The organism is Pseudenhygromyxa sp. WMMC2535 (assembly GCF_011083025.2).
Window position 1 is genome coordinate 1,335,316 of record NZ_JABJWV010000001.1, and the last position, 12,622, is coordinate 1,347,937.

The window sequence follows — 12,622 nt, forward strand, 5'->3', positions numbered from 1 at the left end:
GGCCCGAGAGCGCACAAAAGCCGCCGCGCTCAGCCCTGACGGGCCTTCCAGGCCTTGGTCAGATCCTTCGTGATGTTCTTTTGGTGGGCCTCGATCGTCCCCCCGCCGATCTCGAGCAGCTTGGCGTCCCGCCACAGCCGCTCGACGGGGTACTCCTTGCAGTAGCCGGCCCCGCCCATGACCTGCATGGCGTAGTCCGCGACCTGCTTGCCGACCGGGGCGGCGAAGAGCTTGGCCGCGTCGCAGCCCACGCGCGCGCGGGTGTCCGGGGTGACGTCGCGGGCGACGTTGTAGACCAGGCACTTGGCCGCTTCGGCCATCGCGTAGCCCTCGGAGAGGTAGCGCTGGATCTGGCCGAAACGGTTGAGCGACTCGCCGAAGGCTTTTCGCTGATCCGCGTAGTCGACCATGATCTCGACGCAGCGGTCCGCGATCCCCACGCTCATCGCGGCCAGGGTCAGGCGCTCGATCTCGAGGTTGCGCATCATGTGGGTCAGGCCGCCGCCGGGCTCACCGAGCAAGTTGGTGGCGGGGATCCGGCAGTCCTCGAAGATCAGCTCCGACATGGTCGAGCCGCGCATGCCGAGCTTGTCGATGTGGTTGCTGGTCGAGAACCCGGGGCAGTCGCGGTCGACCAAGAACGCGGTGATCCGGCCCTCGACCTTGGCGTAGACCAAAAAGCAGTACCCCTCGCAGCCGTTGGTGATGTAGGTCTTGGTCCCGTTGAGGACCCAGTGCTCGCCGTCGCGGACGGCCACGGTGCTCATCGCCATCACGTCCGTGCCCGCGCCGGGCTCGGTCATGCCCATGCCGCCGATCCACTCGCCCTCGATGACCTTGTCGAGGTAGCGCTCGCGCTGCTCGGCGTTGGAGCAGTGGTAGAAGTTGTTGACGAAGAGCATCGCGTGGGCCAGGTAGGCCAGGCAAAAGCCCGGGTCGACCTTGGACAGCTCGTGGTGGACGATGACCGCCGCCGCGGCGTCGAGGCCCGCGCCGCCGTCGTCGATGGGCACGGTGATGCCCAGCAGGCCCAGCTCGCCCAAACGGCGAAACAGGGGCACATTGAGCTCGCCCTTTTCGTCGTATTCGGCCGCCTGCGGCTCGACCTCGCGGCGGGCGAACTCGGCCACAGTCTGGCGCAACATGCGGTGTTCCTCGGTGGGGTTGAACAGCTCGTCGGCGCTCGACATCCACGGGAATGTACCCCGAAACGCCGAATTTGCATGGCCACAGCGAGCCAGCGCCGTCATCTGCGAGCGGGCTCAGCTCACACGCTCGCGGCCGAGTCCAACGCTCAGACCTGGTCGAGGGCGGCGCGCAGGTCGGCCTCGAGATCTTCGAGGTCCTCGATCCCGACGGCGTAACGAATCAGCCCCTCGCGAATGCCCAGCGCGGCCCGGCCCTCGGGGCCCTGGTCGTAGAAGCTCATCAGCGCGGGCTGCTCGACGAGGCTCTCGACCCCGCCCAGGCTGGGGGCGAGCTTGGGGATGCGCAGGGCGTCGACCAGGCGTGTCCCTGTCGCGAGCCCGCCGACGACCTCGAAGCTGATCACCCCGCCGCCGCCACGCAGCAGCGCGCGCGCGTGGGCGTGGTCTTCGTGGGACTCGAGCAGCGGATACCACACGCGGGCGATCTTTGGGTGAGCTTCGAGCATGCGGGCGAGGGCCAGGGCGCTGTGATTGTGCCGCTCGACTCGCAAGCCCAGGGTCTTGAGCCCGCGCCCGAGCAAGAAGGCGTTGTGCGGGTCGCAGACCGCCCCGAGCGTGCCGACCTGCTCGCGGATCGCCCCGACGATGCCAGCTTTGCCGAGCACCACCCCGCCGAGCAGGTCGTTGTGGCCGCCGAGATACTTGGTCGTCGAGTGCACGACCAGATCCACGCCCAGGCTCAGCGGGCGCATGTTGATCGGCGTGGCGAAGGTCGCGTCGACGATGGTCTTGATCCGCCGACCGCGGGCGAGGGCGACCACGCCCTCGAGGTCGACCACCCGCAGGTAGGGGTTGGTCGGCGCCTCGGTGAAGATGATCCGGGTCTCGTCGCGCAGCGCGGCCTCGATCGCCGCCAGGCTCGGCTCGACGATGTCGAATTCGACCCCGAACTTGTCGAGGTAGCTGCGCGCGAACAGCCGGGTCTTGCGGTAGACGTCGGCCGTGAACACCACGTGCTGGCCGGCGCGGAGCATGGCCAGCAAGGTCGTGGTGATCGCCGCCATGCCCGAGGCCATGAGCACCGCCTCGACCCCGGTCTGGGCCGGATCCCCGCCGCCCTCGAGCGCCGCGAGCCTGGCCGCGACCGCCGCGACCGTGGGGTTGCCGTAGCGCCCATACTCCTCCGGGCGCTCGAGCTCGCGCTGCATGAAGGCGTGGAGCTCGGCGGTGTCGGCGAAGGGGAAGGTGCTCGCGAATACGACCGGCTCGGTGATCGAGCGCCCGGCGCGAATCGCTGGCTCGCCGCCGTGGACCGAGAGGGTCGAAGGACCAGGAGGATCGCGCGGCTCGTCGCTCACGGGCACATCGAACAACCCGGCCGTGCGCGGATCAAGGCGGGGTTCCCCTCCCCCTGCCAGCAGCGATCTCCCGGCGTTCCCGGCGAGCGCCGGCCGTGCCACACTCCGCCGAGAACTCGATGGCGCCCGCCCTGATCCTCGCCGTGCTCGCCGTGATCTTCGTCGCGATGCTGCTGCGCGCGGTGTTCGGCTTTGGCGACGCGATGTTCGCCATCCCCCTGCTCGCCGCGCTGATCGGCCTCGAGCGCGGCGCCCCGGTGCTCGCCCTCGCCGGCACCGGCCTGTCCTTGCTCATGCTCCGCGAGCGCCCCGCCCTGATCGAGCGCGGCACCGTGCTTCGCCTGCTCCTCGGCGGCGTCGCGGGGATCCCCCTGGGGCTCTACGTGATCGTGGATCTGCCCGAGGCCTGGGCGCACCGCGGCCTGGGAACGATGCTGATCGGCTTCGCCGGGCTCCGGCTCGCGCGCGCCGGCCGGACGAAGACTCCGCGCCCGCCCTCGCTGATCACGCCTCCCGCCGCCAGCTCGCAGCTCGACCCGCCCCAGCGCTCCGAGCCCGCCGAGCCCGCCAGCGAGCCCTCCGAGCCCGCCAGCGAGCCCTCCGAGTCGCCCGCGCCGTCCCCCGACAGCGAGGCCCCGCCGCCGCCCCCAGGTCTGCTCGGCTGGTTGCGCGACCTGCTCTTCGGCGCGCTCACGGGCACGACCTCCGCCGCCTTCGACATCGCCGGGCCGCCGCTGCTGGCCTACTCGGCCGTGCGCGGGTGGTCGAGCGAGCGCCTGCGCATCAACTTTCAGGCCTTCTTCCTGCCCCTGGGCGTGATCACCATCGCGGGTCACGGCCTCGCCGGGCTGTGGACCGCCGAGGTCTTGCTGCTCGCGGCCCTGGCCGTGCCCGTGATGCTGCTCGGCTGGTGGCTCGGCCCGCGGATCCGCGCGCGCATCGGCGAGCACGCCGGCCAGCGCCTGCTGCTCGTGATCATCTTCGGCCTCGGCGTGTTCGAGATCGCCTCGAGCCTGTAAGCTGCGCCGGTGAACCGCGCCGAGAAGGCCGCCAAGATCCTGGGCATCCTCGACGAGCTCTACCCCTCGCCGCCGATCCCCCTGACCCACGAGAACCCCTTCACCTTGCTGGTCGCCGTGCTGCTCTCGGCCCAGACCACCGACGCGAGGGTCAACGAGGTCACCCCGGCGCTCTTCGCCGACGGGCCGACCCCGGCCGCCATGGCCAAGCTGCCCGAGGCGCGGATCTTGAACCACATCAAGACCCTGGGCCTGGCTCCGACCAAGGCCAAGCGGGTCAAGGCCCTGGCCAAGCAGCTCGTCGACGAATTCGGCGGCGAGGTCCCCCCGCACTTCGAGGGCCTCGAGTCCCTGCCCGGCGTCGGCCACAAGACCGCCAGCGTCGTCATGGCCCAGGCCTTCGGCGAGCCGGCCTTCCCGATCGACACGCACATCCACCGCCTCGCCGCGCGCTGGGGGCTGTCACGCGGCAAGACCGTCGAGCAAACCGAGGCCGATCTCAAGAAAGTCTTCCCCCGCGAGCGCTGGGCCGACGCGCACCTCGAGATCATCTACTTCGGGCGCGAGCACTGCCCGGCGCAGTATCACGAGCTCGCCGACTGCCCGATCTGCGGCTGGGCGGCCAGCAAGAAGCGGGTGCTCGAGGAGCGGCGCGCGAACGATCAGGCGCGCAAGGAAGCGAGCGAGCGGCTCAAGGCCGCGGCGGCGCGCAGGAAGGCGCAACAGGGCGGCGCGGGGGCGAAGAAGAAGGCCGCCAAGAAGAAGGCTTCCGCATAGGATGCGCGATTCGCGTGTTTCATTTTTCGTAAAATGAAATTTGCTAATAAAACTGCGTTTGAACTTAAAATTCAAAGAATTTCATTTTTCGTAAAATGAAATTTAGATAGGCTCTGGCAGTGCTCCGGCCACAAGACATCGTCGTCTGCCTGCACCTCTCCCTCTACGGCTCCAGCACCTACGCCGAGCTCGCGCAGGCCCTCCAAACCAACGTCGCGCTCCCCCACCGCTCCGTTCAGCGCGCGTGCGCAGCGAAGCTACTCGACCCACAGCGACGACCGCTCCGAGCCAACCTGCTCGAGTTCATCCTCCACGGGGTCCGCTACGTATTTTATGCCTCTCCGAGCGCCGTCGTCCGCGGCGTCCCGAGTGGCGCGGGCGCCCCTGGAGTCGCGGCGCACCTGACCACCACCGCCGGGAACACCTTCGTCTGGCCATCCTCGGAGGGCCGCGCCCGCGGTCTCGGCCTCGAGCCCCTTCACGCCTCCGCGCCCAGGCTCGCCGCGAGCCACCCCGAGCTGTACACGGCCCTCGCGGCCATCGATCTCCTCCGCGTCGGCAACGCTCGTGAGCGCGCCGTCGCCGGTGAATTGCTCGAGGAGCTGCTTCGACCATGACCACCACGACCAAACAACCGCCCCCGATCGAGCTCGTCACTCACGTCGCCAGATCCCTGGGCGCCCTCACTGAAGAGGTCGTATTCGTCGGTGGCGCGATCACGGGCATGCTGCTGACCGATGAGGCGGCCCCAGCGGTCAGCGCGACGAAGGACGTCGACGTGATCGTGTCGGTGACCACGCGCAGCGAGTACCTCGGCGGCTTGTCCTCGCGCATGCGTAGCCTCGGGTTTCATGAGGACAGCAGCGAAGACGCGCCCATGTGTCGTTGGCGACTCGGCGACTCGAGGGGCGTGAAGCTCGATCTCATGCCCACGGATCCCATGATCCTCGGCTTCTCCAACCGCTGGTTCCCCGGCGCCTTCGAGTCCGCGGTCCCGCGTACGCTGCCCAGCGGACAGACGATCCGCGTGGTCACGGCGCCCTATTTCTTGGCGACCAAGCTCGAGGCCTTCGCCGGCCGCGGAGCAGGCGACTACATCGGCTCCAAGGACATGGAGGACTTCGTCGCCGTGGTCCACGGGCGGCCCACACCGAAAGCGCGGCGCGCACCCTGGCTAGCGCCGCCTCGCTCTGCCATCCTCCGCCCACCGTGTCCGCCCCCAAAGACGCCCGCGAGATCGCCAGGGCAGAGGTCGCCCGCCGCCGCACCTTTGCGATCATCAGCCACCCCGACGCCGGCAAGACCACGCTGACCGAGAAGCTGCTGCTCTTTGGTGGGGCGATCCAGATGGCCGGGGCCGTGCGCGCGCGCAAGGCCTCGCGCCACGCCGTGTCCGACTGGATGAAGATGGAGCAGGAGCGCGGGATCTCCGTGACCACTTCGGTGATGAGCTTCGAGTACCCGATCCCCGGGGTGCCCGCGGACGCCCCGGAGCTCCGCCGCCTGGCCAACGTCAACCTGCTCGACACCCCCGGCCACGCCGACTTCGGCGAGGACACCTACCGCGTGCTCACGGCCGTCGACTCGGCGCTGATGGTCATCGACGGGGCCAAGGGCGTGGAGTCGCGGACCGAGAAGCTGATCGAGATCTGTCGCATGCGCGACACGCCGGTGGTCACCTTCGTCAACAAGTTCGACCGCGAGTGCATGAGCCCGCTCGAGCTGCTCGACGAGATCGAGGACAAGCTCGGCATCCCCTGCGTGCCCTGGACGTGGCCGATCGGCATGGGCAAGCGCTTCAAGGGGGTCTACCACCTCGTCGACAAGCAGCTGCACGTGTTCAAGCCCAGCGACAGCGGCGAGATCGGCGAGGGCATCGACGTCGAGGGCATCGACGATCCCAAGCTCGACGCGCTGCTCGGCGACGCCGTCGAGGATCTGCGCGAGGAGATCGAGCTGCTCGAGGGCGCCGGGGTCGAGTTCGACCGCGAGCTGTTCTTGGCCGGCAAGCAGACCCCGCTGCTCTTCGGCTCGGCCATGAACAACTTCGGCGTCCGCGAGCTGCTGCGCACCTTCGTGGCCCTGGCGCCCCCGCCCCAGCAGCGCGCGGCGATCGTCGGCGACGCGGCCACGGCCCCGCCCAAGCCCGGCGAGCCCGTCGAGACCCGCGAGGTCGCGGCCACCGAAGACGAGTTCACCGGCTTCGTGTTCAAGATCCAGGCGAACATGGACCCCAAGCACCGCGACCGCATGGCCTTCATGCGCGTGTGCTCGGGCTGCTTCAGCCGCGGGATGAAGACCTATCACGTCCGCCTCGGCCGCGACGTGGCCATGAGCAACGCCCAGGCCTTCCTCGCCCGCAGCCGCGAGCTCGTCGACGAGGCCTGGCCCGGGGACATCATCGGCGTGCCCAACCACGGCACGATCAAGATCGGCGACACCTTCAGCAGCGGCAGCAAGCTGCGCTTCACCGGCATCCCCAGCTTCGCCCCGGAGCTCTTTCGCCGGGTGATCCTCAAGACCCCGCTCAAGGCCAAGCAGCTGGCCAAGGGCCTGCGCCAGCTGTCCGAGGAGGGCGCGATCCAGGTGTTCAAGCCGCTGCTCGGCGCGACCTGGGTCGTCGGCGCCGTCGGTCAGCTCCAGCTCGAGGTCATGAAGCACCGCCTCGAGGACGAGTACTCGGTGGTCGCGATCTACGAGGCCGTGGACTTCTCCACCGCCCGCTGGGTCACGCCGATCGTCGAGGGCCGCAAGAAGCAGGACATCGACAAGCTGATGAGCAACTTCAAGCGCAAGTGCGAGGAGAACCTGTTCGTCGACGGCCACGACGACCTGGTCTACCTCGCGCCCAACCGCTGGAACCTGAGCAAGACCGAGGAGCGCTTCCCCGAGATCCGCTTCGAGGCCACGCGCGAGCACAGCTGAGCGCCGGCGCCCCGTCGCCGTCGGCCCGTTAAACAGCTTGGGCCCCGAAGGGCCCAGCGTGTCGCTCGTGCGGGCCGAGTCGGCCCGCTCCCGGAGCGTCTCAGCCCATCAGGCCCTGGAGCTTCATGGCGACGCCCATGTCGCCCTCGACCTTGAGCTTGCCGCCCATGAAGGCCGTGGTCGGGGCCAGGTCACCGGCCATCATCGCCTCGAGGTCGGAGAGCTCGACGCCCACGGTGCAGTCGGCGTCCTTGTCCTCGTTGCTGACGGAGTTGGGGGTCGACTTGCCGTCGATGAAGACGACGCCGTCGCCGGTCTTGAACTTGAGGGTGGCGCCCAGGCCAGCGTCGTCGCCGACGCGCTCGCGGATGGTGGTGGTGACAGTCTCGAGGCTCATCGCGTTGAATTCCTGTGTCCTGGCCCAGCTCCATGCTGGACGATGCAGCGTCAGTAAACCCGGTTCGCCCCAACCGGTCAAACCGGCCGGTCAAACCGGCCGGTCAAACCGGCCGATCAAACCCGGGAGCGCGCGGGATCGCTGCCAGCGATCAAGCTGAGCATGCGCTTCATCCCGCCGCGCAGGGGCGCAGGCAGGGCCTTGCGAGCGCGGCGCAAGACCGGCGCGACCAGGTGATCCCCGATCGCGTCGGCCGCGGCCACGAAGCCCTGGGGCAGCGGCTTGAACATCAGATCGAGGTGATCGCCCTCGGTCTCGATGCCATCGAGGGTCAGCAGCGCGGTCATCAGGCCCAGGGCGTGGCGGATCAGCGGATCCTTGGCGAGCTTGGGCACGCGCATCAGATCGATGACCACGCGGTTGGCGTGGGCGTCGACGATGAAGCTGGGCATGTCCGGCAGGTGCTGCATGAGGTCGCCGGGGCGCGAGAGGTCGAGGGAGCGCGTGACCAGCAGCGCGGAGATCTGGCTCTTCTTGGTCTCCACGGGGATCAGCGACACGTCCTCGAGGCGCAGCTCGAGGCGCATCTCGTCGCCGGTCAGGGCGATGCGGTCGATATAGAGCACCGCCCCGGCGCGGACCCGCGTGTCCATCAGGTCGAAGGTCGCGGCCATGCGCAGCCCCGGGGCCACGGCCCCGATCTCGAGGTCCTCGACCTTGTCGCTGTCGGCGAGCTCTCCGGCGAGCCAGCGGAAGGCCCCGAGGGGCACGCCCAGGCGCATGCCGATGGCGTTGCGGAGGATGCGGCTCAGTTCCTCGGGGTTGCGCCGAAGGTATTGCCGCGCAGCGGACAGAGCGTCGCCAGGTCGCATCGCCCCGGAGCATAAGCGACGCGCGGGGCCGCGTCTGCCCAGCAGCGCACACCCTGACCGGTCTCGGCCATCGGCCCCGCGCGGCCACGGGGCTCGGCCGGCGCCGGCGTGACGCAGCGCCGCTGCACCGTGGTGGCCCGCGCGGGCCGGGGCCAGCTGTGCAGCGCGCTGCACCGTGGTGGCCAGGGCGCGCGTGAGCCTGCTATCCTGCGCGCCGATGCGCCCACAGCTGCGCCCACAGACGCGCAAAGGAGCTCGCGGGAAGCGGGCGCGCCAGGCCTCGGGCCTGGGCCTGGCCACGTTCTCGACCCTGCTCCTCGCGGGCTGCTCGACCCACGCCGGCGGCGGCTCCAAGGGCGGCAAGCAGCCGGGGGGAGGCGAAGGCGGCGCGAGCGAGGCCGGAGGCTCGTCGGCAGCGATGGCGCTCACTGCCGGCCGCAACCACAGCTGCGTGCTGCGCGGGAACGGGACAGTCGCCTGCTGGGGCGCCAACGGCAGCGGCCAGCTCGGCGACGGCAGCCTCGACGACCGCAGCAAGCCCGTGACGGTCCAGGGCCTCAGCGACGCCGTCGAGCTCGCCCTGGGTGAGCGCCACTCCTGCGCCCGCCGGCGCGGCGGCGCGGTGGTCTGCTGGGGCGCCAACGACAGCGGCCAGCTCGGCAGCGGCCACGACACCGACACCCGCAAGCCCGTGAGCGTGCGCGGCCTCGAGGACGCCGTCGCCATCGCCAGCGGCGACAAGCACAGCTGCGCCCTGCGCAAGGGCGGCGCGGTGGTCTGCTGGGGCGCCAACGCCGACGGGCAGCTCGGCAACCTCACGCGCAAGTCGTGGACCGAGCCGGCGCCGATCCGTGGCCTCGCCGACGCCGTCGGCCTGGCCGCCGGCGCCCGCCACTCCTGCGCCCGACGCAGCAACGGCGGCGTGATCTGCTGGGGCGCCAACGACAGCGGCCAGCTCGGCGACGGGACCACCAAGGGCCACGAGCGGCCCTCGTCGGTGGTCAACCTCCCGGCGGTCATCGGCCTGGCCGCGGCCGGCTCGCGGACCTGCGCCTTCAACAGCCAGGCGCTGCTGTGCTGGGGAGACGACGGCGCCGGCAAGACCAGCTCGCGGCCGGTCAAGCTCGCCGCGGGCAGCCAAAACGATCCCATCGCCGAGGTCGCGCTCGGCGACAGCCACGGCTGCATGCGCCACCGCAGCGGCCTCGCGCGCTGCTGGGGCGACAACCGTGACGGCCGCCTGGGCGACGGGAGCTTTCAAAGCCGCAGCCAGCCCGTGTCCGTGGTCGGCCTCGGCGACGCCAAGGATCTCGCCCTGGGCGAGCAACACAGCTGCGCGCTGCGGACCAGCGGCGCGGTGGTCTGCTGGGGCAGCGACGCCAAGGGGGCCCTGGGCCAGGGCGAGAGCGAGCAAGACGGCGCCGACGATCGCAGCGGCGCCCGCCGGGTGCTCGGGGTCCGCGACGCCGTCGACCTCGGCTCCGGCGACGGCTTCTCCTGCGCCGTCAGCAAGACCGGCGCCGTGCTCTGCTGGGGGCGCAACGACCAAGGTCAGCTCGGCGACGTGGGGGGCGAGGACGCCCGCCCCGAGGCCAAGGCCGTCAGCGGCATCGACGACGCCGTGGCCGTGGGCGTCGGCCTGGCCCAGGCCTGCGCCGTCAGCAAGACCGGCGCGGTCTACTGCTGGGGCAGCAACGACGCCGGCCAGCTCGGGCGCAGCAAGGGCGCGCCGCTGCGCCGGGCCACCAAGGTCCCCCAGGTCAGCGACGCGGTCGCCTTGGCCATGGGCTACGAGCACGCCTGCGCCCTGCGCCGCTCCGGCGAGGTCCAGTGCTGGGGCAGCGACGCCGAGGGCCAGCTCGGCGACGGCGCGGGCGAGCGCGGCGGCAAGGTCGTCGCCCTGTCCGACGCCACCGCGCTCTCGGCCGGCCGCGCCCACACCTGCGCCCTGCGCCGCTCCGGCAGCGTCTACTGCTGGGGCGCCAACAACCAGGGCCAGATCGGCAACGGGGCCGGGGCCGCCCAGCTCAAGCAGCCGGTCAACGTGCCCGCGGCCGTGGCCAAGCTCAGCGACGCCTCGGAGATCGCCATGGGCCCCGAGCACGGCTGCGCGCGCAAGCGCGACGGCAAGGCGGTGTGCTGGGGTCGCAACGACCTCGGCCAGCTCGGCAGCGGGACCGCGAGCTCGGTGTGGACCAGCCGCGTGCCGGTCCGCGACCTCGCCGGGCTCACGGCCATCGGCGTCGGCCCGGTCAACGCCTGCGCGGCCTCGGGGCAGCGCATGTCCTGCTGGGGAGACAACGCCGCCGGTCAGTGCGGGTTCACGGGCGCGAGCGCGACCACGCCCCGGCCCGGGCTCAGCGGCCTCGACGTCGCGAGCTTCGCCCTGGGCAAGGACCACGCCTGCGCCCGGCTGCGCGACGGCGAGGTCGCCTGCTGGGGAGACAACGCCCACGGCCAGCTCGGCGACGGCGGGCGCATGGTCTCGGCCCGCCCCCTCGAGGTCGAGCTGTGAGCGCCCAGCCCCCCCGCGACGAGGGCCTGTTCGAGCTCGGCGGCGAGCTCGAGTTCGAGCACGTCGGCTCCATGACCCTCGCCGGCGCGCTGCTCTTGTGCGACGTCGAGTACCTGCCCCGGCGCTTCGCGGGCATGCGCAGCGATCGCGCGGGCCTCGACCTTGAGCTCGAGGTCGAGGCGGGGACCTGGGAGCTGCTCTTGGCCTACGCCGGCGACAAAGACGAGGACGCCAGCCCCGACTTCGTGCTGCTCACCCACGAGCGCGAGCTCGACGACGCGCTGCCCCTGGATCAGGCCGACGCCCTCGCCTTGCTGCGCGTCGACTCCGGGCGCATCGTCGCCCTCGACCCCGCCCTGCGCGACGACGTCGACATGCTCCGCGCCGTGCTCGAGGCTCCGCGCGAGCAGGTCCCTTGCATGCTCACGCCCCTCGCCGAGGCCGGCGGCGACGCCCCGGCCCCCGACGCCTCGCCCCGCGGCGGGCTCGTCGACCTCGATCGCGCCGGCACCTTCGCCCTCTACGGCCCGCCCGGCCGACCCCTGCGCGCGCTCTTCTTCGCCGTGCGCAGCGAGTGAGCGCCCGCGCCAATGCCAGCGCGCGCTCAACACTCGTCGAGGGCGTCGCCGTAGCCGACGTCGTAGCCCTCGTACCAGCCAAAGTCGTAGCCCTGCGTCCAGCCCGGCGTGTAGCCAGCGTCGAAGCCCTGCGGCCAGGCCTGGTCGTAGCACTGGGCGTAGGCCAGATCGTAGCCGCCCGCGTAGCCCTGCGCGTAGCCGTCCGCGAGGCCCTCGGCGTAGCCCTGGACCTGACCGTCGACGCGCCCGGCGAGGTAGGCGAGCTCGTAGGCGTGGGTGTAGCCGGCCTGATACTCGGGGTTGTCGCGCTTGCCTTGGGTGTAGCCGCGATCGTAGGCCCCGCGATCCACGTTGCGATCGTAGCCGCGGCGCTCGCAGGTGCTCAGGTCCTCCGGGTCGGCCTTTGCTTCTCGCCGCAGCGCGCAGCCCTGGCTGCCGTCGGCGTAGCCCTCGTACCAGCCCTCGTCCCAGCCCTCGACGTAGCCCTCGCTCCACCCGATATCGCTCCCCTCGGCCTGGCCGTCGGCGTAGCCCTCGCCGGCGCCGGCGGAGCACGCGAGGGGATCGAAGCCGCCCTCGGCGTAGCCCTCGACCCAGCCGTCATCGTAGCCGCGCGCGTAGCCGAGCGCCCCGTAGTAGCCGTCGTAGTAGCCGTCGGCGTAGCCCTCGACCTCGCCATCCGCCTCGCCGTCCGCGTAGGTCAGCCGCGAGGCGTCGCCGCGGCCGCGGGTGAACTCGGCCACGTTCGCAGCCTCGGCGTCGGCCTTGCCCGCCTCGTAGGCCGCCTCGAGCTCGCCCTCATCGAAGCAATTGAGGCAACCCGGGAGCAGGACCAGGGCCAGGCACGAGCCGACCGCGGCGAGCTTTGGCGCGCGCATGACGTCGAGGCTAGCGAAGCTCGGTCCGCGAGCAAATGGGCCATGCACCCCAACACAGCGAGGGTTCTCCGCTGCGCGGCCGCGGGGGGAATCCCTGCCCACCTGCGGGCTCGGGCGCGTGGAACGCTTGCATCGTGGTGACACGGGGCTACACC

Annotated in this window: 11 protein-coding genes and 1 pseudogene; 7 read left to right on the top strand and 5 right to left on the bottom strand. The window is 71.1% G+C overall.

Annotated elements, in window-relative coordinates:
• Positions 1 to 29: 29 nt before the first annotated feature.
• Together G6O69_RS04825 and G6O69_RS04830 are read right to left on the bottom strand one after the other, a co-directional pair.
• Positions 30 to 1,190 carry an acyl-CoA dehydrogenase family protein gene (locus tag G6O69_RS04825; RefSeq protein WP_172302354.1) on the bottom strand — a complete coding sequence of 387 codons (1,161 nt, stop codon included), beginning with the start codon at positions 1,188 to 1,190 and terminating at the stop codon, positions 30 to 32.
• Between the two features lie 104 nt (positions 1,191 to 1,294).
• The gene (locus tag G6O69_RS04830; RefSeq protein ID WP_172302355.1) at positions 1,295 to 2,506 is read right to left on the bottom strand and encodes a PLP-dependent aspartate aminotransferase family protein; all 1,212 of its coding nucleotides are present in this window, start codon (positions 2,504 to 2,506) and stop codon (positions 1,295 to 1,297) included.
• A 95-nt stretch (positions 2,507 to 2,601) separates the two neighbouring features.
• On the opposite strand from G6O69_RS04830, the gene G6O69_RS04835 reads away from it, so the two are divergent.
• From G6O69_RS04835 to G6O69_RS04855, 5 genes and pseudogenes are all read left to right on the top strand, one after another.
• Positions 2,602 to 3,525 carry a sulfite exporter TauE/SafE family protein gene (locus tag G6O69_RS04835; RefSeq protein ID WP_172302356.1) on the top strand — a complete coding sequence of 308 codons (924 nt, stop codon included), beginning with the start codon at positions 2,602 to 2,604 and terminating at the stop codon, positions 3,523 to 3,525.
• Between the two features lie 9 nt (positions 3,526 to 3,534).
• Positions 3,535 to 4,158: pseudogene (nth, locus tag G6O69_RS04840) on the top strand (endonuclease III); the annotation flags it as partial.
• A 263-nt stretch (positions 4,159 to 4,421) separates the two neighbouring features.
• Entirely contained in the window at positions 4,422 to 4,919 is a 498-nt protein-coding gene (locus G6O69_RS04845) for a hypothetical protein (RefSeq protein ID WP_172302358.1), read from the top strand.
• Positions 4,916 to 5,614 (top strand): hypothetical protein, encoded by a 699-nt coding sequence (locus G6O69_RS41910; RefSeq protein ID WP_172302359.1) that lies wholly within the window; start codon positions 4,916 to 4,918, stop codon positions 5,612 to 5,614. The genes G6O69_RS04845 and G6O69_RS41910 overlap by 4 nt, the downstream gene beginning before the upstream one ends.
• Positions 5,512 to 7,227, top strand: coding sequence for a peptide chain release factor 3 (locus G6O69_RS04855; protein ID WP_346017003.1), 1,716 nt, complete (start codon positions 5,512 to 5,514; stop codon positions 7,225 to 7,227). The genes G6O69_RS41910 and G6O69_RS04855 overlap by 103 nt, the downstream gene beginning before the upstream one ends.
• A 100-nt stretch (positions 7,228 to 7,327) precedes the next feature.
• Here G6O69_RS04855 and G6O69_RS04860 read toward each other — a convergent pair whose 3' ends face one another.
• Together G6O69_RS04860 and G6O69_RS04865 are read right to left on the bottom strand one after the other, a co-directional pair.
• Positions 7,328 to 7,624 carry an SCP2 sterol-binding domain-containing protein gene (locus G6O69_RS04860; RefSeq protein WP_172302360.1) on the bottom strand — a complete coding sequence of 99 codons (297 nt, stop codon included), beginning with the start codon at positions 7,622 to 7,624 and terminating at the stop codon, positions 7,328 to 7,330.
• A gap of 116 nt (positions 7,625 to 7,740) precedes the next feature.
• Positions 7,741 to 8,496, bottom strand: coding sequence for a hypothetical protein (locus tag G6O69_RS04865; RefSeq protein WP_172302361.1), 756 nt, complete (start codon positions 8,494 to 8,496; stop codon positions 7,741 to 7,743).
• Positions 8,497 to 8,713: 217 nt separating this feature from the next.
• Here G6O69_RS04865 and G6O69_RS04870 point away from each other — a divergent pair, with 217 nt between their 5' ends.
• Both G6O69_RS04870 and G6O69_RS04875 read left to right on the top strand, forming a co-directional pair.
• Positions 8,714 to 11,011 (top strand): RCC1 repeat-containing protein, encoded by a 2,298-nt coding sequence (locus tag G6O69_RS04870; RefSeq protein WP_172302362.1) that lies wholly within the window; start codon positions 8,714 to 8,716, stop codon positions 11,009 to 11,011.
• Positions 11,008 to 11,589 carry a hypothetical protein gene (locus G6O69_RS04875; RefSeq protein ID WP_172302363.1) on the top strand — a complete coding sequence of 194 codons (582 nt, stop codon included), beginning with the start codon at positions 11,008 to 11,010 and terminating at the stop codon, positions 11,587 to 11,589. The genes G6O69_RS04870 and G6O69_RS04875 overlap by 4 nt, the downstream gene beginning before the upstream one ends.
• Positions 11,590 to 11,615: 26 nt before the next feature.
• On the opposite strand, the gene G6O69_RS04880 is transcribed toward G6O69_RS04875, so the two are convergent.
• Entirely contained in the window at positions 11,616 to 12,467 is an 852-nt protein-coding gene (locus G6O69_RS04880) for a hypothetical protein (protein WP_172302364.1), read from the bottom strand.
• Positions 12,468 to 12,622 lie beyond the last annotated feature (155 nt).